Source organism: Streptomyces sp. NPDC107550, assembly GCF_055639095.1.
The window spans coordinates 20,263-40,263 of record NZ_JBVKBC010000032.1 but is presented as its reverse complement, the minus strand read 5'-3'; the positions used below and the strand labels follow the sequence as shown (position 1 = coordinate 40,263).

Below are 20,001 nucleotides of genomic sequence, written 5' to 3'. Positions count from 1 at the left end.
AGCACCAAAGGGTGACATCATCGTCGCCCCCATCTTTCCAGACTTGCCCGGATGCTCCAGTCCGGGGGAAGGCCCTGATCCCAGGGCCACAGGTCCCGAACCGGTCAGTCCAGGCCCAGCTCGTCCTTGGAGAACGCGTACAGGTACGGCACGCCCGCGCCCTCGGTGATCTTCTCGGCGGCACCGGTCGCCCGGTCCACGATGGTGGCGACGGCGACGACCTCGGCGCCCGCCTCCCGCACCGCCTGCACGGCCTCCAGCGGGGAGCCGCCGGTGGTGGAGGTGTCCTCGACGACGAGCACGCGCCGGCCCTTGATGTCGGGACCCTCGACGCGGCGCTGCATGCCGTGCGCCTTCGCGGCCTTGCGGACGACGAACGCGTCCAGGCGCTCGCCGCGCGCGGCCGAGGCGTGCAGCATCGCGGTGGCGACCGGGTCGGCGCCCATGGTGAGGCCGCCGACCGCGTCGAACTCCAGCTCGGCCGTCAGGTCGAGCAGCACCTGCCCGACGAGCGGGGCGGCCTCGCCGTCGAGGGTGACGCGGCGCAGGTCCACGTAGTAGTCGGCCTCGATCCCGGAGGAGAGCGTCACCTTGCCGTGCACCACGGCCTTGTCCTTGATCTGCGTCAGCAGCGCGCCGCGCACGTCGTTCGTCATGCCTACGAGCTTAAAGGCGGCGCCAGCTCCACGTGGTCGCGGCTTCCAGCGGCTCCACGGGGGTGACGAGCCGGGGCAGGGTGTTGAGGCCGTTCGGGGGACCCGTCTGCGGTTCGACGCACACCGCCGCGTCCTGCTCGTCGTAGATCACGGCCCACTGCTCGCGGCTGGTGACGTTCAGCTCCAGCTCGCCGGGCCAGGTCAGGGTGACGTCCACGCCGTCGGGCATGCCGAAGCAGTCGTCCCAGGGTCCCGGCCGTACGGGGACGCGCTCGCCGGTGGGCAGATGGTCCGCGCCGCGCTCCTCCTGCCAGGCCGCGTCGAACGCGATCCGCACGCCCTCGCCGCCGTCGCGCAGCGTCCGGTTGAACCAGGGGTGCCAGCCGAGCTGCGCCGGGAACGAGTCGCCGTACGTCTCGATGCCCATGGTCAGCGTCAGCGCGTCCTCGGTCAGCGCCACGATCTGCGTGACACGGCCCGCGAACGGCCAGGGGTCGGTCAGGTCGTACGTGAAGACCGCCTCGCCGGGGTTGCCGCGGGCGGCGGTCCACTCGGCGTCGCGGGCGAAGCCGTGGATGGCGTGCGGCGGGGAGTTCAGCGGCATCTGATAGGTGCGGCCCCCGTCACGGAAGGCGCCGTCCCTGATCCGGCCGCACCAGGGCGCCATCGGGAAGCAGCCGTAGCGCTCGCCCTGGCGCAGCAGTTCCGTCCCGGCGATCTTCAGGCTGCTCACGCGGCAGCCGTGGGCCGGCGACACGGTCACTTCCGCGTCGCCCGCGGTCAGCGTCGTCTCCAAAGTCGTCACGACGCCCGACCCTATGTCGAATCGCCTGCCGCCCAGGTCCCGGCCGGGTCAGCGGCGGCGGCGCAGGGCACGGCCGACGACGATCGCCGAGGCCAGCGCCACGGCCGCGGCGGGCGCCGCCCAGCGCAGGGTGGCGCTCGCGGTGGCGCCCTCCGGCGCGGGGACGGGGGCGTAGCGGCCGCGGGGCGGGGCGTGGTCGACCTCCTCCGCGCTGCGGCCGATCATCGTGCGGCGGGCGTGGGCGGCGACGGGCTCCGGGGGCAGGTCGTCGATGTCCAGCTCGACGTCACCGTCCATGTCGTCGTCCGCGTCCTCGTCCCCGGCGCCGAGGTCGTCGACGTCCTCCACGTCGGTGCCGCCGTCCTCGTCGTCCACGGCGTCCTCTTCCGCGCCCGGTTCCTGGCCGGCGGCGCCCAGGTTCTCCGCGAAGCGGTTCAGCAGGCGGTGGACAGCCGCCCGTACGGCGTCGGCGGGGAGTTCGGCCACGCGGCCGTCGCCGTCGGCGGTGCCCGTGAAACTCACCGCGGAACCGCCTGCGGCGGCGGCGACGCGGGCCATGAGCTGGAAACCGACCTGGCCCGAGCCGCGGGCCTCCGTGCCGACGCCGGTCAGGGTGAACGTGCCGTCGGGGCGCTCGGTGACGGTGACCGTGCCTCGGTACGTGATGGTGTGGCCGCCGATACGGACCTTCAGGCGGCCTTCTTCGCCTGTCGCGGCGTGCTGGAAGCCGGGGAGGGCGCGGGCTACTCGGAGGGGGTCGCTGAGGACCGCCCTCATCGACTCCGCGGGCACCGGAACGAACACCTCATGCTCCATACGGCCCGACTGTATCCCCTCCCCTCCGCTCCGGCCCCGACGTCGCGCAGTTCCCCGCGCCCCTGGGTTGTCGGCCACCTGCGGGTGGGTGGGTGGCTGGTCGCGCAGTTCCCCGCGCCCCTGAGGTGACAGCCCCTTCGGGCGGGTTCCTCGTCTTACGGCTTCGTCGTGGCTGATCGCGCAGTTCCCCGCGCCCCTGGGTGGGTGGGCCTGCCCGTTGTTCGTCACCTTTCGCCCGGTGGGGCTTCTCGCGCAGTTCCCCGCGCCCCTGGAGGGGCGACTACGTCGCCACCTCCTCCCCCTGGGGAGCTGGGGCGCAGCCCCGCTCCTCAGGGGCGCGGGGAACTGCGCGACCAGCCATCCACCGGGCCGCGGATGACCACGCACGGTCGTGCCCCGAAGGGGCGCGGGGAACTGCGCGGCCAGCCACGACGCACCGTCAGATGAAGAACCCGCTCACGGGCGCGGATGCGTCAGCGTCGACGGAGGGATGTCGGGGATCCCCCCCGCCGATGAAGGGACCGGTGCGGGGAACGCGGAGGGCGTCGCCAGAACGAAGAGCGCGGGCCGCCCCACCCCAGCCCCCTGAAACACAACGACCCGCAACCCAGCGGAGCGAACCGTCGCCCCCACCTGCCACACCCGCCCCCCACCCCCCGGCACGACAACCCGCCCCGCCCCCTCAAGCACCCGCCCCACCAGCCCGTAGAACTCCTGCGAGTACAACTTCGTCACGTCGCTCTCCCCACCCCCGGCCCCGCCCCCGGGCAGATCGCACACGACGACGTCGTATCGAACCCCCCGCATCCCCCGCAGCCGCGCGAACACGTCCCCCGTACGCACCCGCACCCGGGGATCGTCGAACGCCCGCCCGTTGAGCCGCCGGAGGCCCGCGTCCGTGCGGCCGAGCCGGACCACCTCGGGGTCGCTGTCGACGACGTCGACCCGCCGCACCCCGGGCGCCCGCAGCACCGCCCGCACGGCGAGCCCGTCCCCGCCGCCGAGGACGAGGACCCGGGCGTGCGGCCCGCGCAGCGCGGGGCCCACGAACGCGTCGTGGTACGCGGGTTCGTCCCGCCCGCTGACCCGCAGCCGCCCGTCGAGGTACAGGTCGGTGGGCCCGCCGGGCGTCCCGGTGACGACGGCCTCCTGCTCGCCGGTCTGCTCGGCGACCCGGACATGCGGCCCGAACAGGGCCTGCCGCGCCGCCCGTTCGAAGTCGCCGACGAGGAGCCAGGCGGCGGCGAGCACCCCGAGGGCCGTCACGTTGGCGACGAGCACGATCAGCCGCCCGCGCCCGCTGAGGTCGCGGCGGAACAGGCCGAGGACGAGGGTGCCGCCCGCCACCGCGTTGACCGCGCCGGTCAGCAGCGCGCCCGTCAACTGCCCGAGCAGCGGCAGCAGGACGAACGGGAAGGCGAGCCCGCCGACGAGGGCGCCCACGTAGTCGGCGGCGAACAGGTCCGCGACGGCCCCGCCGGGGTCCTGGCGGCGGATGCGCTGGATGAGCACCATCAGCAGTGGCACCTCGGCGCCGATGAGCACGCCGATGGCGAGGGAGAAGGCGACGAGGACGATCCGCGAGCCGTGCGCCCACAGGCCGCCCCAGTCGCCGGTCCAGGCGAAGACCGCGTACAGGGCCATGGCGCTGCATCCGCCGACCAGCGCGAGGGCCGCTTCGACGAGGCCGAAGCCGACGGCGGCGCGCGGGCGCAGCCGCTTGGCGGCGAGCGAGCCGACGCCCATGGCGAAGACCATCACGGAGAGCACGACGGACGCCTGGGTGACCGAGTCGCCCATCAAGTAGGAGGCGAGGGCGACGAGTTCCAGTTCGTAGACGAGTCCGCAGGCCGCGCAGACGAACACGCAGGCGAGGACGAGGAACCGGCCGGTGGCCGGCCGCACGGGCAGGGGCGCCCCGCCCGCCGCCCGCCGCCGCCTGGGCCGGGACAACCCTGGCCCGGGGGGCGCGGCGGGCACGTGCGGTTCGATCACGCCTGGAACGCTACGTCACCGTACGACTCCATCCGGTCACCCACACGTGTGGAACCCGCGCCCCCGCTGCCGCCGGGCGCCCCGGCTCACAGGGCGGCGGCCGGGACGCGGACGCCGACGCGGCTGCGGGTGGCGACGAGTTGGCCGTCCTGCGGGTAGGCGTGCCAGGTCCGCCAGTGGACCTGGCCCTCGTGGCGCTGGGCGAGCATCGCGGTGAAGGCGTGCGGGCTGCCGGGGAAGACGCCCGCAAGACCGTTCGGATGGTCGGCCACCAGGGCGAGCAGCTCCTGCGCCCGCCCGGCGAACTGTCCTTCCGTCAACTGTTCGACGCGCGCGGCGAATTCGTACTCCCAGTCGCCCACCCGCTTGGCGACGCCGAGCGGCAGCGGCGTACTGGAGCCGGGGATGCAGGCGACCGTCTCCGAGCAGCTTCCGTTCTCCTCCTCAAGGAGGACCTGGTGGGAGGCGCCGAGCAGCCTCAACTGCAGTTTGGCGCCCGCGAGTTCGAGGTCGAGGCTGGCGAGTGCGGGCAAGGGCTCGCGGCCCAGGGCCCAGGCCAGGTCGGCCGCACTCGTGTCGGAATAGGCGGTGTTCAGGGTCGTGAGCATGGGTCGGCTCCGCTAGCACGCAAAGGAGGTGGGGCCGGCTACGTCAAAGGGACCGGCACGTGCCCACGCGAACGCGAAAGGTACGTAGTACGAGGGCTGCGTTGACGATTCAAAGGGAATCATGAGCGGCGCCGCCCTCACAGCGTTTTTACCCAACTTCGGAGGGTTTCCATCCCCCCGAGCGCTACACAGTTCACCTGTTCAACTTTCCGTGCGCCCGTTCGCGCCCCGCGCACAACCTCCGGGCGTCTGCGCGAACACACGTGCGGCCCTCGGAACCGACTGCCCCGTGTCAGTCGCTTCGCGCGGGCCGCACGTCCGGAGCGGGTCCCGGCGGCGCTCAGCTCCCGCCGCACCCGCCCCCGCACGAGGACCCGCCGCCGCAGGAGGACCCGCCCCCGCCGCACGAGTGGCCGCCGCCGCCGCACGAGTGCCCCGAGTGCCCGGAGGACCCCGACGAGTCGGCCGAGCCGGACGAGCAGGAGTAGCCCCCCGAACAGGACGAGCCGCCGCCCCCGCCCGCCCACCAGCTCCGGCTCGTGCCCTTGCGGTTCGCTCCGCGCTTGTTCAGCGACGTACGCGCACCGCCGTACGAGCCGCGGCGGTTCGCGCGGGCGCGTGCGGCGGCGACCTTGCGCTCCGAGCCCGCGCGGGCCGTGCCCATGACGATCAGCGTGACGATCACGATGAAGACCACGATGACGAAGACCTGCATCACCGGCCGTCCCCCTTTTTTTCCTTGTCCCCCGTGTCCCCCGAGGGGCGCCCCACCCGGGGCGGTGCCAGGGAGATGCCCGTACCGGCCGCCGCCCAAAGCAGAGTTGAGGAACTTCAGAGGGTTCCCCAGGGGCAACGGTCCCTGACCTGCACGTAAGGGCAATTCAGGGGCCGTCCGTAGGTCACCGGGCCGTCTGTGGGCCGTGATCTTCCTCAGAGAGACGCTGGAACACCGTGTCGATGGCGTGGCGGGCCCGCTGGCGACTGTCGGGCATCAGGTGGGCGTACACCCGCAGCGTCAACCCCGGGTCGGCGTGCCCCATGTATTCGCTGACTGCCTTGATGTTCTCCCCCGCGTCCAACAGCGCGGAGGCGTAGAAGTGCCTGAGGGCGTGCATGCCGTGCTCACGCGCCGACTCGTACTTGCCGTCATCGTCCGCGTCCGGGATGAGCCCAGCGGCCGCGAGAGCGGGCTTCCACTCCTTGCCGTTGAAGTTGCTGCGCCAGACCATGCCCCCTTGCTCCGCCGTGAAAATCAGCCGGGCGGACACCTTCGGCCCCTCCGGCACGTCCCACGGCAACGTGATCTCAACAGGCTTGAAGGCGTCCATGTGCGCCCGGAGGGCTTCCGCCACGGAACCGGGCAGGGGTACGTCCCGCTTCTTGCCTCCCTTGGGGAGGGCGAACACCGGGTGGCCTTCAACGTGCTTGATCTGCCGAACCACGTGAAGCGTGCGGCCGTCGGTGTCGAGGGCGTCCTCAGCGAGCCCGAACACCTCGCCCTGGCGCAAGCCGCACCCGGCCCCGACGTTGACCATCGCGCGGTACCGGTCCAGAAGGGCCGCGCGAACAGCGAACACCTGGTCGGGCACCCACGGGATGACGGGATGCGGGTCGGGCTTGGGTCGCCGGACGGTCCGAGCACTGCACGGGTTGCGGGACAACAGCGCGTCGTCGACAGCGGCGGACAGGACCGCCTGAACGTCCGCGAAGATGTTCCGAGCGTAGGAGGGGCCGACACCGGGCTTCGCCTCCAGAGCGGCAACGAACTCCCGGATGTGCTCCGGCCGGAAGGTCCCGATCGGCCGCGAGCCGAGCACCGGGTAGGCGTGCAGTCGCAGGCGCCGGCCGAGTTCCTTCCGGGTCATGACGCTGGGCGTCTTGGTGTCCAACCACTTGTCGGCGTACTGCCGGAACGTGATCTGCATGGACTTGGGGTCGGTGTACTGGCCGCGCGTCATGTCCGTCTCGATGGCGCTGAGCCACTTCTCAGCGAGGCGCTTCTGACGGTCGGGGAAGCTCTTGGACTTCTCGGTGCCGTCGGGGCCGATGTAGCGGGCGCGGTAGCGCATGCCGGTTCCGTGGCGGTCGGTCTTGACCCGGGCGGTCTTCCCGTCGGCGTCGGTCTCGGTCTTGTACCAGCGGTCTTGGATATGGCCAGCCATGGGGGCTGACTCCCTTCTCGGTAGAGGGCGCAAGAGAGCGTCAGGGAGGTCGGGACAGGGAGTCTCGGACGGCTTCCTGAGGGGGTTTTCGGGGGTGCTGGAGGCGCGCCTCCCTGCCTCCCTGAGGGCCGTTTACGCTGATCAGGCCCAGGGAGGCGGGCAGGGAGGCGGTCAGGGAGTTCTCCCTGCCTCCCTGGCCCGGCGGGTGGTGACTCCCTCGTCCTGGATGGGGCCGGTTGCGTGACGAAACCCGGTGCAGCTGCGGCGGGTTCTGTCACACCAGCGGCTCAGGCCGCGTCGTCGAGGGCGGTCCGTTCGGTCACCCAGGTGCGTACGGCGGTGGGGTCGAAGCGGAGGTAGCGGCCGACGCGGAAGCCGGGCGGGCCGATGCGCTTGCGGCGCCACTGGTAGACGGTCTCGACGCTCGGGAGGCCGAACATGGTGACCAGATCTTCGGGGGTCAGGTAGCGGTCCGGCAGGCCGCCGCGCAGGATGGCGCGCGGGTCGGCGGGCTCTTCGGCGGTGGGCATGGCGGTGGTGACTCCTCGTGTCCGTGGGGCGGTGCGTGGGAGTGGTGCCGGTTGCCGTCCTAGAGAGTTGGTGTATCGCAGCGTCCGCAGCGCCCCTAGCGTCCGCATGGCCGTGTTACCGCAGGCCAGTTGGGGTGCAAGGGTGCGGACGCTGGTGCGGACGCTGCGGGCGCTGGCCGGCTGTAGCGTCCGCAGGTTCGACGTGTCCGGGCCGCTGGTGTGCGGCCCGGCCCGGCGGGCCTTCCGGCTACGTCAAGGCTGTTCAGGCGAGGTTCTGCCGTGCCCCGTGGGGGCTACCTCTGGCCAGAGAGCGGCTTGTTCGGCTGTGGACGCTGACTCGTCTTCGTCGGGTGCGCGGGTGAGGGTGAGGAGGCGGTGTCGGTGTCGGTCGCGGCTACGCTGTGTGTCGTCCACCGTGATTCCGATGGAGCGGAGCAGCGGGGCGAGCCGCTTGACGCGTCCGCTCGCGCGGGTGGCGTCCTTGGGCCAGTTCGGCGGCCGGACCAGCGGGGTCGGCAGGACTTCGAGCAACTGCCCGGCGGTGCCCTGCCAGGTGCCCATCTGGTCGACCAGGTGGGAGATGGCCATGGCGAACGGGTCGCCCTCCATCGCGTCGGTGGCGACGTTCGCGGAGGTGGCGAGGTAGTCCCGGAGGGTGTTCCAGCCCTGCGTCTGGTCTACGGCCGCGAGCACGCGGGCGAAGTCAGCCATGCGCGGCATGGACTCCAGCCGCACCGAGGGCAGCACCGCCAGCACGCAGGCCAGCACGTCGAACAGAGCCCCGAGCACGGCAGGCCGCACCGCCTCGAAGGTGGCGTCCAACTCCTCTTCGGAGCGGCGCCGGTCGGAGTCGATGAGCTGCAAGTCGAGCATGAGGACGCGTTCGGCCAGGTCCCCGGCGAGGGCTCCCGCGTCGATCGTGGTCATGGCCAGCACCCGCCGGAACGTCAACACCACCACGTCGTCGTCCGTGTAGAGGGCGCGTTCCACCACACCGTCTCCGGTCACCGCCTTGCACAGGGTGTCCGACAGCCACGGCGGGATGGTGGAGACGTTGTCCAGGCACAGCGCCCATGAACTGAACGCCTGCCGCGACCACTCCTTGGCGTCCCGTGGCTGACTGCGCTTGGCTGCCGGAGACGGGTCAACCAGGTTGATAAACAACTGGGCAGCCTTGGACTTGCCCGTGCCCTGCTCGCCCTTGCACACCAGCGCCGGGTGCGGGATGTCCGGAATCCAGGCGGCGACCAGCCACGCCACGAGCTGGCGGAACGACGGCTCATCCATGTTCACCAGGGCGTGCAGCTTGGCCAGTCCGTCACCGTCCAGCGCCGGGGGCGGCATCGGCGCCATGGCACCGGAGCGGCGAAAGAGCACCGGGGCCCGGTCGACCACGTTCCACCCGGTCGGGGTGACAACGACCGCACGCCCGTCGGCGCTGCCCAGGTCGACCACGACCGCGCCGGCGGGGTCGCGTCCCACCCGCAGGTGGACCGGTTCGGGGTCGGTGTCTTCCGCGATACCTTCCAGCACGGTCATGGCGTCGGCCAGCGCGGACTGTGAAGCCACCTCGCCGGGGTAGGCGTCCGCGAACTGCCGGGCCAGACGCTGACGCAACCCGCCCTTGTTCCGCAGCGGCAGCGCGATGTTCGGACCGTCCAGCGCGACCGCGTAGGGGCGGCCGTCGGGGGACATCACGAACCGATACTGCTCGCGCGCCATGGCCACGATCCGCGCGGCGGCCGGCGGCTGCTTGCCGCCCTCACCGCCCCCGCCGGGGGCGACCGGCCGACGGGCGTTCACGGTCTTGCCTCCGGTGTTCACGCCGTCGGTGACCGTGTTCACGGCCCGGGTCGATCCGTTCACGGGCCTGGTCCGGCCGTTCACGGGTCGGGGTGATCCGTTCATCTGAGTGTTCACCTCGTTCACGCGAACACCGCCTCTCCAGTCGGGCCCGCGCACACCCGCACCGGGCGGGACGGACGCAAGCAGTCGGGTCGGATCGACGCACGGTCAACGACCGCGCGGCAGACCGGTCGGATCGACCGCACGGCGCCGTGACGCGGGGTGTGACGCGGCCCATAACGCAGGTCAGGGGTAGACCGAGACGGGATCGGGTCGGCCGACCACACCGCCTCGTACGTCGACTTGTTGGCGACCGCGAGTCGGGCCAGCACGGGCGCGGCGGTCGGGTCGACGGTCGGCTTAGTCGGGTCGGCCCACGCCAGCAACAGCAGGGCGAGCGAGAGCGGCAGTCGGTCGGCCTTGGCCTGGTTGCAGTCGACGCAGGCGAGCATCAGCGAGGTGACCGACCACGACCGCCACAGCGAGCACGGCGCGATGTGATCAAGGGTGGCCTGACTCAGGTCAGTGAACGGGCGGCGGCAGTAGGCGCAGCGCTGCCCGTGGCGACGCGCGAGCTGTTCCTTGCGTACGCGCCGCCGCGCGGAGTTGAGCGGATGTGCGTGCCTCATGCCGCCTGCTCCATGTCCACCTGAGAGCGGACCACGGTGTAGCCGTAGACGCCGTTCGCCTCGATCAGCCCCTCACGGCGCAGCACGGCCCACGCGTTGTCGATCGTGCGGCTACCGACCCCGAAGCGCGCCATCAGGTCCACGCGGCGCGGCAGGCGGTCACCAAGCCCCATGTACTTGATGTCCTCCCGCAGCGCGTCGGCTACCTGAGCGAACTTCGAGTTCGTACGCCGACCGGTGGTCTTGGACTTCGGCGTGGTCCGAGAGGCGGGGGCGCACCGTACGACAGTCGCCACCGCGTCGTAAGAAAGGCTGAGCCGCTTGGCGATCTCGCCCTTGCTCACGCCCTGGTGCTTGAGCAGCAGGGCGTGACGCGTCACGGGCTCCAGTCGCAGTAGCGCCGCGCGCCGCTCCGGGCTCAGCTCCGACAGTGCCTCCCGCTCCCACTTCGGCAGGGACTCCAGTGCCACCGGTTCGCGCGAGAGCTCCGGGTTGTCGAGCTGGAGCCTCAGCACGGCCGCGCCGGCCAGCCGCTCGGCCGTCGAGTCGCCGCACCCGAGGTGTTCAGCCATCGAGCGCGGGTCCAGTCCGTCCAGACTGAGCAACAGCGCCGCGCGCTCCTGCTCCGGCAGCGCGTCGACCATCTTTGCCAGGTAGGCGGGAAGCTCGACCAGGGCGCACCCGCTCGGCATCAGCGGGCACAGCCGCTTGCAGGTCACCGGATCGTCCATGTCAACCGCGATCTCACCGGCGTCCCGGCTGCTGATATAGCCGAAGACCTCCTGCTTGGCCTTGGTGAACAAGATCGCACGCGTGGAGTCCTCCGTCAGGGGCTCCCCGCTCAGCAACGGCTGTTCGGCCCCTTCACGGGCCACGCGCACCCACAGGCCCTGAGCGATGTCTTCCGCGAGTTCCCACGCGGCCATGCTGTGGTAACCCCGGCGGGTGAGCTGCGAGTACACGTACCGAACCAGGCAACGCCCATACGCCTCGTACAGCGAGGCCAGCCGGTCCGACTGCTCTGCCGTTATCGGCACGATCTCGCCCACACGCGCCTTGCGCTGGCTGGCCGTCCGTTCCGCGATGGTTCCAGGCATGATGGATGTACCCCTCTGTGGGTCGGGGAGCGGCTGACTACTTGGCGGTGGGAGGCCGCTCCCTGTTTGTGAGCCCTGGCTGCGGCCAGGGCTTTTTTGCGGGTATCTCGCCCGACCCCGGGCGACCCGTTGCGAACTAGCTTGCACTAGTCTGCTGTGGTGCACAAGCCCCGTGCTGTAATGCGCACTAGTTCGCTGTGGTGAAAGCCGCTACGCTCGCACTATGACGGTTACGAGAGGGCCCAAGCCGAAGGCAGTGGAAGTCGCGGACGCGCTCCGCGAGGACATCAAGCGCATGAAGCCGGGTGACAAGCTCCCGTCCCAGCGTGAGCTCATGGACCGCTTCGGGTACGCGAGCCAGACCATCCAGAACGGGCTGGCAGCACTGCGGACCGAAGGGCTGATCGTGTCGGCCGGCAACCTCGGCAACTTCGTCAGCGACGGTTCGGCCCCCAGCGACGACGTGCGCGACGACATCAAGGAAATCCGCTCCCAGATTCAGGCGTTGACTGAACGGCTCATCGCGCTGGAACAGCGCTGCGTGCCAGGTGGTGCGTGATCTGTGACCACCATGCGGCAGGCGGAGTGTGTGAGGTAAGTGACATCGTGGGGGCAGGCCAGCGGCCCGGGGACACGCCCCCTGTCCCCCTGCTGTCCCCTTCCCTGTCCCCAGGGGTCGCGCGCGAGACTCTGCACATCAGCACTCGGAGGAGGGCGTTATGAGCGACGACAGGCCCGCATGGGCACGGCGTATCGCGGCAGAGCGCATGGCGCGAGACTGGTCACAGCGGGACGCCGTGAAGGCTCTGCGAGCGCATGCCACGACGGAGCTCCCGGCTGACGACAGCATGATCCGGCAGTGGAAGCGCTGGGAAGCCGGAATGATGCCGAACGACTTCTACCGCCCGATCATTGCGGCCACGTTCGGCACCGTGACAAACGCGCTCTTCCCCGTGCCCGGCCGACGGGACGGCAACAAGGAGGTGCTCGCCGCCAGCGGCATGGAGACCTTCGAGATTGTCAGCCGCCTCAGCCGCTCCGATGTCGACTCCGCCACGCTCGATGCCCTGCGGATCACCACGGATCGGCTCTGCTCGGAGTACCCGTTCATGCCGAGCGAAACGCTTTTGATCGAGGGGCGCCAGTGGCTGCGACGGGTTGTGGAACTCCACTCCAAGAGCCTCACGCTCGCACAGCACCGAGAGGTGCTTGCCCTTTCCGGCTGGCTCGCCCTCCTGGTGGGCTGTGTCGAGTATGACTCGGGCGACCGCCACGCGGCCGAGGTCACGCGTCAGGCGGCGCTCTCGCTCGCCAATGAGTCGGAGAACAGCGAGATTGCTGGGTGGGCCCACGAGATGCGGGCCTGGTTCGCGCTCACGACGGGTGACTACCGTGGCGTCATCTCTGCCGCTCAGGCAGGTGCCGAAGTGGCCGCCGGTCACGGTGTAGCTGTCCAGCTCGCTGGGCAGGAGGCCAAGGCGTGGGCCCGGCTCGGGGACCGCCGGCAGGTTGAGGTAGCGCTCGACAAGGGGCGGCGGCTGCTCGAAGGGATGGCGCACCCGGAGAACCTGGACAACCACTTCGTGGTAGACCCCGCCAAGTTCGACTTCTACTCGATGGACTGCTACCGGCTCGTTGGTGAGGACAAGCTCGCCCGGACCCTCGCGGAGGAGGTGCTCCGCACGGGTACGGACTTCGACGGCACGGAGCGCTCCCCGATGCGCAACGCGGAAGCGCGGGTCACGCTCGGTGTCACGTCGGCTCGTGAGGGCGACCTCGAACAGGCCCTCATCATGGGCGAGAGGGCCCTCCAGGGCGACCGCCGGTCGGTCCCGTCGCTCATCATGACGAGTCGAGAACTGGCGGCCGAGATGAGGCGGCGGTACGCGTCCGAGCCTGCCGCTCAGGACTACCTTGCGCACTTGCGTGAGTTGGGGCAGGCGACTCCAGGCTTCGTGCCGCAGTAACCAGGGATAGAACGAGCGACCTACGGCCGCGCGACCTCTGGCAGCTCGCTGCGCTCGCGCGCCGACAAACGACGACAGGTGACGACCGCTCGCCTCCAGGTCAGAGGCGGTGCGCCGGGTCCCGCCGCAAGTGCCAAACCCCGGACGTAAGTTGAGGAACCCCAGAGGTTCGGCGCAGGATGGCCCGCATGACCTCCCGCCCCCGCCCGCTGCTCAACCGCCGCCTCGCCGAGTTCGGGACCACGATCTTCGCCGAGATGTCCGCGCTCGCCCAGGCCACCGGCGCCCTCAACCTCGGCCAGGGTTTTCCCGACACCGACGGCCCCGAACAGGTGCGCGAGGCCGCCGTACGGGCGCTGCGCGAGGGACGCGGCAACCAGTACCCGCCCGGCCCCGGCGTCCCCGAGCTGCGCGCCGCCATCGCCGCCCACCAGGAGCGCCGCTACGGCATCGCCCTCGACCCCGACCGGGAGGTCCTGGTCACCGCGGGCGCCACCGAGGCCATCGCCGCCGCCCTGCTCGCCCTGGTCGAACCCGGTGACGAGGTCGTCGCGTTCGAGCCGTACTACGACTCCTACGCGGCCTCCATCGCGCTCGCCGGCGGCACCCGCGTCCCCGTCACCCTGCGCCCCGACACCACCGGCGACGGGCCCGCCTTCCGCCTCGACCTGGACGAGCTGCGCGCCGCGGTCACCCCGCGCACCCGGCTGCTGCTGATCAACACCCCGCACAACCCGACCGGCACCGTCCTGACCCCCGCCGAGCTGGCCGCCGTCGCCGAGCTGGCCGTCGAGCGTGACCTGCTCGTGGTCACCGACGAGGTGTACGAGCATCTGACGTTCGACGGCGCCGCGCACGTCCCCCTGGCCTCGCTGCCCGGGATGCGCGAGCGGACGGTGACCATCGGATCGAGCGGCAAGACCTTCTCGTACACCGGCTGGAAGGTCGGCTGGGTGACGGCCTCGCCCGAGCTGGTCACGGCCGTGCGCTCGGCCAAGCAGTTCCTCACCTATGTCTCCGCCGGGCCCTTCCAGTACGCCATCGCCGAGGCGCTCGCCCTGCCCGACTCCTACTTCGACGGCTTCCGCGCGGAGATGACCCGCAAGCGGGACCTGCTGACGGCGGGCCTCGCGGACGCCGGGTTCGGGGTGTTCCGGCCGCGGGGCACGTACTTCGTGACGACGGACATCCGGCCGCTCGGCTTCGACGACGGCTTCGCGTTCTGCCGGGCGCTGCCCGAGCGCGCGGGCGTCGTCGCCATCCCCAACGCCGTCTTCTACGACGACCGGGCGGCCGGGGCGCCGTTCGTACGGTTCGCGTTCTGCAAGAAGGACGAGGTGCTCGCCGAGGCGGTCGACCGGCTCAAGCGGCTGTGACATGAGCTGAGCGGGCGCCGGGGCCGGACCCCCTTCGGGGTGGCGGGGCGCGCCCGTCTGGCGCAGCCGGGCGCGCGGCGGGGGCGCGCGCGTCGCAGGGTGCCGTTGTGACCCAGCCCAGCTCGCCGCCGCTCGCCGATGCCCCGCCGGTCCCCCGCCCCTCCGCCGCCCGGTGGTCGGCGCGCCGGTTGCCGACCGCCGCCCAGGCCGTCGCCCTGTTCGCCGCCGTCCGGCTAACCGGGGTCCTCGCGGTCGTCCTCGCGGGGCTGTCGGCCGGCCGCAGCCCGCTCGCGCTGCTCGGCCGCTCCTGGGACTCCGCCTGGTACCTGAGCGTCGCCGCCCACGGCTACGGCGCGCGCACCGTGCACTACCAGCCGGGCGTCGTCTTCAGCGACCTCGCCTTCTTCCCGCTGTACCCGCTGGCGATCCGGGCCGCGGACACGCTCCTGCCGTTCAGTCCCGAGATGTGCGCGCTGCTCCTCGCGTGGGCGGCGACGCTCGTCGCGGCGGTCGGCATCTACCGGGTGGGCGACCTGCTGTACGGGCGGGCCGCCGCCGCGTTCCTCGTCGTGCTGTGGGGGGCGATGCCGCATTCGGTGGTGCTGACCGTCGCCTACAGCGAGCCGTTCCTCACCGCTTTCGCCGCGTGGTCCCTGTACGCGGTGCTGTCCGGGCGCTGGGTGTGGGCGGGCGCCCTCTCGCTGCTCGCGGGCCTGTCCCGGCCCAACGGTTACGCGGTCGCCGCGGCCGTCCTGTGCGCGGCGGCCGTCGAACTCGTCCGGCGGCGCGGACGCGTCTCCCCGCGCGTGTGGGCGGGCGCGCTGCTCGCGCCGGCGGGCTGGGTGGCGTACGTGCTGTGGGTGGGGGCGCGGCGGGGCGATCTGCTCGGGGGGTACTTCGCGGTGCAGCGCGGCTGGGGCTCGACGTTCGACCTCGGGGTCGGCGCGGCGAAGTTCGCGCGGCTGGTGCTGCTGCACGGCGGGCGGTTCGTCTTCTCCTCCAGCATCATCCTCGTGCTGGTCGCCGTGGTGCTGTTCGCGCTGCTGGTCCTCGACCGGCCGCCGCTCGCGCTGCTCGTGTACACGGGCGGGCTGCTGCTGATCGCGGTCGGCGGCTCCGGGTTCTTCGAGTGCAAGCCGCGTTTCCTGCTGCCCGCGTTCCCGCTGCTGCTGCCGATGGCGCGGGCGCTCGTCCGTACGGCGAGAGCCCGGCCGGCGCACGCCGTCGTGGTGACGGTGGCACTGGCCGGGCTCTCGGTGGTGTACGGGACGTATCTCGTCGTCTACGCCCACACGCCGCTGTGACCCGTACGGGCTCGGCTCACTCGGAGTCGCCGTCCGCGGGCTTGTCCTCGGCGGAGTCCACGTCGGCCTCAAGGCCGAGGTGCTCCACGAGCCAGCGGTCGAACTCGATGGCGGCACGGACCCAGCTCACCGTCGACGACACGAAGTGCTCCAGGGAGACTCCGGTGCCGATCAGCATCTGGGCCTCGCCGATGAGGCGGACCGTGCCGTCGTCGTGCGTGTGGCTGTAGACCTTGGGCCACAGGGTGCGGCGGTTCCAGTCGTCGATGGACTCCAGGAGCTGCGCCTTGGTCTCCAGGGCGTGGGGGCGGTCGTAGAACGTCCGCACCGAGAAGACCTGCTGGTCGCCCTCGCCGCGGAACATGAAGTACGTACGGAACTCCTCCCACGGCGCCGCGAGGTCGCCCTCGTCGTCGACGACGTACTTCAGCTCCATCTGCTCCAGCAGCTGCTTGACCAGGTCCTGGTCGGGGACGACGGGGCCTGCCGGTTCCGCCCCCTGCGGCTCGGGCTGGCCCCCGAAGTTCGGAATCGAGGACGGGTCGATGCTCATGTTTCTTGGTCCCTTCGTATGTCTCGGGCCCATCCTCTCTCGTAGGGCCCCCCACGGGGCAACCCCACCGCTCCGCTCCCCCGGCGATTCGGCCCCCTAGGCAGTCGTCCACCTGCGGGTGGGCGGTGGCCGCTCGCACAGTTCCCCGCGGCCCTGAGGAGTTCTCCGGTCGAGGCCCGCTGACCTGAACGCCTTGCGCAGTTCCCCGCGCCCCTGAGGGAGCGGGGCTTCGCCCCAGCTCCCCAGGGGAGGAGGTGGCGACGTAGTCGCCCCTCCAGGGGCGCGGGGAACTGCGCGAGAAGCCCCACCGGCCGAAAGGTGATCGACTACCCAGGGGCGCGGGGAACTGCGCAACCAGCCACAGCGGGCCCGCACGGGAGGAACCCCGGGTTACAAGGACTTGGCCGGGCTGACCGCGAGGGTGTCGTCATCGGCAACGGTGACCTGAACCAGATCCCCGTCAGAAACCGCCCCGGAAAGAATCTCCCGAGCCAGCCGATCCCCGATCGCCGACTGAACCAGCCGCCGCAGCGGACGCGCCCCGTACGCCGGGTCGTTCCCCTTGTCCGCCAGCCAGGCAAGCGCCTCCTCCGACACATCGAGCCGCAGCCGCCGCTCGGCAAGCCGCCGGGCCAGCCGCTCGACCTGAAGCCCGGCGATCCGCCGCAGCTCCTCGCTGTTCAGCGCGGAGAAGACGACGAGGTCATCGAGCCGGTTCAGGAACTCCGGCTTGAAAGAAGCCCGTACGACTTCGAGTACCTGCTGCTTCTTCTCCTCGTCGGAGGTGAGCGGCTCCACCAGGAACTGGCTGCCGAGGTTCGACGTGAGGACGAGGATCGTGTTGCGGAAGTCGACCGTCCGCCCCTGCCCGTCCGTCAGCCGCCCGTCATCGAGCACCTGGAGCAGGATGTCGAACACCTCGGGGTGCGCCTTCTCCACCTCGTCCAGCAGCACCACGGAGTACGGGCGCCGCCGTACCGCCTCGGTGAGCTGGCCGCCCTCCTCGTACCCGACGTAGCCGGGGGGCGCGCCGACGAGCCGCGCGACACTGTGCTTCTCGCTGTACTCGCTCATGTCGATGCGGATCATGGCCCGCTCGTCGTCGAAGAGGAAGTCCGCGAGGGCCTTGGCCAGTTCGGTCTTGCCGACGCCGGTCGGGCCGAGGAAGAGGAACGAGCCGGTGGGCCGGTCGGGGTCCGCGACACCCGCGCGGGTGCGCCGCACGGCGTCGGAGACGGCGCGTACCGCCTCGGACTGGCCGATGAGCCGCTTGCCCAGCTCGTCCTCCATGCGCAGCAGCTTCTGCGTCTCGCCCTCCAGGAGGCGGCCGGCGGGGATGCCGGTCCAGGACGCGACGACGTCCGCGATGTCGTCGGGCCCGACCTCCTCCTTGACCATGGTGTCCTTCGCGGCCTCCTGCTCGGCCTCGGAGGCGGCCTCCAGGTCGCTCTCCAGCGAGGGGATCTCTCCGTACAGGAGCTTGGAGGCGGTGTCGAAGTCGCCGTCGCGCTGGGCGCGCTCGGCCTGCCCGCGCAGTTCGTCCAGCTTCTCCTTCAGCTCACCGACGCGGTTGAGGGACTTCTTCTCCTTCTCCCAGCGGGCGGTGAGACCGCGCAGCTCCTCCTCCTTGTCGGCGAGGTCGCGGCGCAGCTTCTCCAGGCGCTGGCGGCTGGCGGGGTCGGTCTCCTTGTCGAGCGCCAGCTCCTCCATGCGCAGCCGGTCGACGGAGCGCTGCAGCTCGTCGATCTCGACGGGCGAGGAGTCGATCTCCATACGGAGCCGGGACGCGGCCTCGTCCACGAGGTCGATGGCCTTGTCGGGCAGGAAACGGGAGGTGATGTACCGGTCGGACAGGGAGGCCGCGGCGACCAGCGCGCTGTCCGCGATCTGCACCTTGTGGTGGGCCTCGTAGCGGCCCTTGAGCCCGCGCAGGATGGCGATGGAGTCCTCGACGGACGGCTCGGCGACCAGGACCTGCTGGAAGCGGCGCTCCAGCGCGGGGTCCTTCTCGATGCGCTCGCGGTACTCGTCGAGGGTGGTGGCGCCGACCATGCGCAGTTCGCCGCGGGCGAGCATCGGCTTGAGCATGTTGCCCGCGTCCATGGCGGAGTCGCCGCCGGCGCCCGCGCCGACGACCGTGTGCAGCTCGTCGATGAACGTGATGATCTGGCCGCCGCTCTCCTTGATCTCGGAGAGGACGGTCTTCAGGCGCTCCTCGAACTCGCCGCGGTACTTCGCGCCGGCGACCATCGCGCCGAGGTCGAGGGAGACGAGCCGCTTGTCCTTGAGGGACTCGGGCACGTCGCCCTTGACGATGCGCTGGGCGAGGCCCTCGACGACGGCGGTCTTGCCGACGCCGGGCTCGCCGATGAGCACCGGGTTGTTCTTGGTGCGGCGGGACAGCACCTGCACGACGCGCCGGATCTCCTGGTCACGCCCGATGACGGGGTCCAGGCGGCCCTCGCGGGCGGCGGCCGTGAAGTCGGTGCCGAACTTCTCCAGGGCCTTGTACGAGCCCTCCGGGTCCGGGGTCGTCACCCGGCGTCCTCCCCTGCTGTTGGCGAACGCCTCGGCCAGCGCCTTCGCGGTGGCCCCGTTCTTGGTCAGTACGTCGGCGGTCTTGCCGCCCTTCGCGGCGAGTCCGATGAGCAGATGCTCGGTGGACAGGAACTCGTCGCCCAGGTCCTTCGCGCGCTCGCCGGCGTCGGCGACGACGGCCAGCAGGTCGCGGTCGGGCTGCGGCGGGGCGACCGTCGACCCGGTCACGCTGGGCAGCGCGGCGAGTGTCTGCTCGGCGTCGGCCCGCAGGCGGGCCTGGTCGGCGCCGACCGCGGCCAGCAGGTCGACGATGTTCTCGTTGTCCTGGCCCTCCAGCAGGGCCAGGAGCAGATGCGCCGGGGTCAGATCCGGGTGCCCCCCGGACACGGCCCGGCTGCTAGCCGCGTTGATCGCGTCACGGCTCCGGTTCGTCAGCTCGGCGTCCACGTCCTCGTTCTCCTCCACGTCCTCGGTGTTCTCGGTGTCCCGGGTGTCTCCGGTGTCTTCGCTACGACAGCTCTGCCTTGTCCAACGTACACAAAGTTGAGTCCATTCCGCTCAACCTCAATCCAGGGTACGGGAGCGCGTACGGGAGTCGGGTGCCCCGCCGGTATAGATTCCGGACATGGCCAAGCGGATCGACCTCGACAGCCCCGACGCCGGGTTCCTGGACTTCTGGCGCGAACGGCACCTGTGCACCTTGACGACCCTGCGACCCGACGGCACCCCGCACGTCGTCCCCGTAGGCGTCACGTACGACGCCGAGGCGCGCGTCGCCCGGGTCATCACCGGCAAGGCCAGCCGCAAGGTGGCGCACATCCTGGCGGCGTCCGCCGCGCCCGGCGCCCGGGTCGCCGTCTGCCAGGTCGACGGGCGGCGCTGGGCCACGCTGGAGGGGGCGGCGACCGTGCGCACCGAGCCGGCCCGCGTGGAGGACGCGGAGCGCCGCTACGCCGAGCGCTACAGCCGCGTCCCGCGCCCCAACCCCGACCGCGTCGTCATCGAGATCGCGGTGGACCGGGCGACGGGCAACGGGGTATTCCCGGGGTGAGGGGGCGGGGGCTGCGGGTCTCGGGGGCTCGGGGTTCGCGGCACCCGGGGTTCGCGGTTCATGGCCGGG

At 71.4% G+C, this 20,001-nt stretch carries 18 protein-coding genes; 5 read left to right on the top strand and 13 right to left on the bottom strand.

Going from position 1 to position 20,001, the window contains the following annotated elements; translation table 11 throughout:
• Positions 1 to 104: 104 nt before the first annotated feature.
• The 11 genes from pyrE to ACZ7LY_RS29100 all read right to left on the bottom strand — a co-directional run bounded on the left by pyrE (position 105) and on the right by ACZ7LY_RS29100 (position 11,143).
• A complete protein-coding gene (gene pyrE, locus ACZ7LY_RS29150; RefSeq protein ID WP_471627726.1) occupies positions 105 to 656 on the bottom strand; it encodes an orotate phosphoribosyltransferase in 552 nt (183 codons plus the stop codon).
• A gap of 10 nt (positions 657 to 666) precedes the next feature.
• The gene (locus ACZ7LY_RS29145; RefSeq protein ID WP_471627725.1) at positions 667 to 1,461 is read right to left on the bottom strand and encodes an aldose epimerase family protein; all 795 of its coding nucleotides are present in this window, start codon (positions 1,459 to 1,461) and stop codon (positions 667 to 669) included.
• Between the two features lie 48 nt (positions 1,462 to 1,509).
• The gene (locus tag ACZ7LY_RS29140; protein WP_471627724.1) at positions 1,510 to 2,277 is read right to left on the bottom strand and encodes an SRPBCC family protein; all 768 of its coding nucleotides are present in this window, start codon (positions 2,275 to 2,277) and stop codon (positions 1,510 to 1,512) included.
• A 456-nt stretch (positions 2,278 to 2,733) separates the two neighbouring features.
• Complete coding sequence (locus ACZ7LY_RS29135; RefSeq protein WP_471627723.1) at positions 2,734 to 4,272, bottom strand: polyamine aminopropyltransferase; 1,539 nt, start codon at positions 4,270 to 4,272, stop codon at positions 2,734 to 2,736.
• An 86-nt stretch (positions 4,273 to 4,358) separates the two neighbouring features.
• On the bottom strand, positions 4,359 to 4,880 hold the full coding sequence (locus ACZ7LY_RS29130; protein ID WP_471627722.1) for a DUF2617 family protein: 522 nt from the start codon (positions 4,878 to 4,880) through the stop codon (positions 4,359 to 4,361).
• A gap of 340 nt (positions 4,881 to 5,220) precedes the next feature.
• On the bottom strand, positions 5,221 to 5,595 hold the full coding sequence (locus ACZ7LY_RS29125; protein WP_471627721.1) for a hypothetical protein: 375 nt from the start codon (positions 5,593 to 5,595) through the stop codon (positions 5,221 to 5,223).
• A 184-nt stretch (positions 5,596 to 5,779) separates the two neighbouring features.
• Entirely contained in the window at positions 5,780 to 7,042 is a 1,263-nt protein-coding gene (locus tag ACZ7LY_RS29120; RefSeq protein ID WP_471627720.1) for a tyrosine-type recombinase/integrase, read from the bottom strand.
• A 287-nt stretch (positions 7,043 to 7,329) separates the two neighbouring features.
• Complete coding sequence (locus ACZ7LY_RS29115; protein ID WP_471627719.1) at positions 7,330 to 7,572, bottom strand: helix-turn-helix domain-containing protein; 243 nt, start codon at positions 7,570 to 7,572, stop codon at positions 7,330 to 7,332.
• A gap of 252 nt (positions 7,573 to 7,824) precedes the next feature.
• Entirely contained in the window at positions 7,825 to 9,438 is a 1,614-nt protein-coding gene (locus ACZ7LY_RS29110; RefSeq protein WP_471627718.1) for an ATP-binding protein, read from the bottom strand.
• Positions 9,439 to 9,497: 59 nt separating this feature from the next.
• On the bottom strand, positions 9,498 to 10,046 hold the full coding sequence (locus tag ACZ7LY_RS29105; protein ID WP_471627717.1) for an HNH endonuclease: 549 nt from the start codon (positions 10,044 to 10,046) through the stop codon (positions 9,498 to 9,500).
• Positions 10,043 to 11,143 carry a sigma factor-like helix-turn-helix DNA-binding protein gene (locus ACZ7LY_RS29100; RefSeq protein ID WP_471627716.1) on the bottom strand — a complete coding sequence of 367 codons (1,101 nt, stop codon included), beginning with the start codon at positions 11,141 to 11,143 and terminating at the stop codon, positions 10,043 to 10,045. The genes ACZ7LY_RS29105 and ACZ7LY_RS29100 overlap by 4 nt, the downstream gene beginning before the upstream one ends.
• Positions 11,144 to 11,366: 223 nt before the next feature.
• Here ACZ7LY_RS29100 and ACZ7LY_RS29095 point away from each other — a divergent pair, with 223 nt between their 5' ends.
• From ACZ7LY_RS29095 to ACZ7LY_RS29080, 4 genes are all read left to right on the top strand, one after another.
• Positions 11,367 to 11,702: a winged helix-turn-helix domain-containing protein gene (locus ACZ7LY_RS29095; RefSeq protein WP_471627715.1), complete on the top strand. Its 336-nt coding sequence runs from the start codon at positions 11,367 to 11,369 to the stop codon at positions 11,700 to 11,702.
• A 160-nt stretch (positions 11,703 to 11,862) separates the two neighbouring features.
• Positions 11,863 to 13,110 (top strand): XRE family transcriptional regulator, encoded by a 1,248-nt coding sequence (locus ACZ7LY_RS29090; protein WP_471627714.1) that lies wholly within the window; start codon positions 11,863 to 11,865, stop codon positions 13,108 to 13,110.
• Between the two features lie 179 nt (positions 13,111 to 13,289).
• Positions 13,290 to 14,486 carry a pyridoxal phosphate-dependent aminotransferase gene (locus ACZ7LY_RS29085; RefSeq protein WP_471627713.1) on the top strand — a complete coding sequence of 399 codons (1,197 nt, stop codon included), beginning with the start codon at positions 13,290 to 13,292 and terminating at the stop codon, positions 14,484 to 14,486.
• A gap of 107 nt (positions 14,487 to 14,593) precedes the next feature.
• Positions 14,594 to 15,790, top strand: a complete 1,197-nt coding sequence (locus ACZ7LY_RS29080) for a hypothetical protein (RefSeq protein ID WP_471627712.1) — start codon at positions 14,594 to 14,596, stop codon at positions 15,788 to 15,790.
• Positions 15,791 to 15,806: 16 nt separating this feature from the next.
• Here the strand turns inward: ACZ7LY_RS29080 and ACZ7LY_RS29075 are convergent, their stop codons facing one another.
• A complete protein-coding gene (locus tag ACZ7LY_RS29075; RefSeq protein ID WP_471627711.1) occupies positions 15,807 to 16,343 on the bottom strand; it encodes a YbjN domain-containing protein in 537 nt (178 codons plus the stop codon).
• 390 nt (positions 16,344 to 16,733) lie between these two features.
• A complete protein-coding gene (clpB, locus tag ACZ7LY_RS29070) occupies positions 16,734 to 19,328 on the bottom strand; it encodes an ATP-dependent chaperone ClpB (protein ID WP_471627758.1) in 2,595 nt (864 codons plus the stop codon).
• Positions 19,329 to 19,506: 178 nt separating this feature from the next.
• On the opposite strand from clpB, the gene ACZ7LY_RS29065 reads away from it, so the two are divergent.
• A complete protein-coding gene (locus tag ACZ7LY_RS29065) occupies positions 19,507 to 19,932 on the top strand; it encodes a pyridoxamine 5'-phosphate oxidase family protein (RefSeq protein ID WP_471627710.1) in 426 nt (141 codons plus the stop codon).
• Positions 19,933 to 20,001 lie beyond the last annotated feature (69 nt).

Coding starts and splice junctions, on each gene's coding strand:
- pyrE (WP_471627726.1), bottom strand. CDS start 656: ATGACGAACGACGTGCGCGGCGCGCTGCTGACGCAGATCAAGGACAAG.
- ACZ7LY_RS29140 (WP_471627724.1), bottom strand. CDS start 2,277: ATGGAGCATGAGGTGTTCGTTCCGGTGCCCGCGGAGTCGATGAGGGCG.
- ACZ7LY_RS29130 (WP_471627722.1), bottom strand. CDS start 4,880: ATGCTCACGACCCTGAACACCGCCTATTCCGACACGAGTGCGGCCGAC.
- ACZ7LY_RS29125 (WP_471627721.1), bottom strand. CDS start 5,595: ATGCAGGTCTTCGTCATCGTGGTCTTCATCGTGATCGTCACGCTGATC.
- ACZ7LY_RS29120 (WP_471627720.1), bottom strand. CDS start 7,042: ATGGCTGGCCATATCCAAGACCGCTGGTACAAGACCGAGACCGACGCC.
- ACZ7LY_RS29115 (WP_471627719.1), bottom strand. CDS start 7,572: ATGCCCACCGCCGAAGAGCCCGCCGACCCGCGCGCCATCCTGCGCGGC.
- ACZ7LY_RS29105 (WP_471627717.1), bottom strand. CDS start 10,046: ATGAGGCACGCACATCCGCTCAACTCCGCGCGGCGGCGCGTACGCAAG.
- ACZ7LY_RS29100 (WP_471627716.1), bottom strand. CDS start 11,143: ATGCCTGGAACCATCGCGGAACGGACGGCCAGCCAGCGCAAGGCGCGT.
- ACZ7LY_RS29095 (WP_471627715.1), top strand. CDS start 11,367: ATGACGGTTACGAGAGGGCCCAAGCCGAAGGCAGTGGAAGTCGCGGAC.
- ACZ7LY_RS29090 (WP_471627714.1), top strand. CDS start 11,863: ATGAGCGACGACAGGCCCGCATGGGCACGGCGTATCGCGGCAGAGCGC.
- ACZ7LY_RS29085 (WP_471627713.1), top strand. CDS start 13,290: ATGGCCCGCATGACCTCCCGCCCCCGCCCGCTGCTCAACCGCCGCCTC.
- ACZ7LY_RS29075 (WP_471627711.1), bottom strand. CDS start 16,343: ATGAGCATCGACCCGTCCTCGATTCCGAACTTCGGGGGCCAGCCCGAG.
- ACZ7LY_RS29065 (WP_471627710.1), top strand. CDS start 19,507: ATGGCCAAGCGGATCGACCTCGACAGCCCCGACGCCGGGTTCCTGGAC.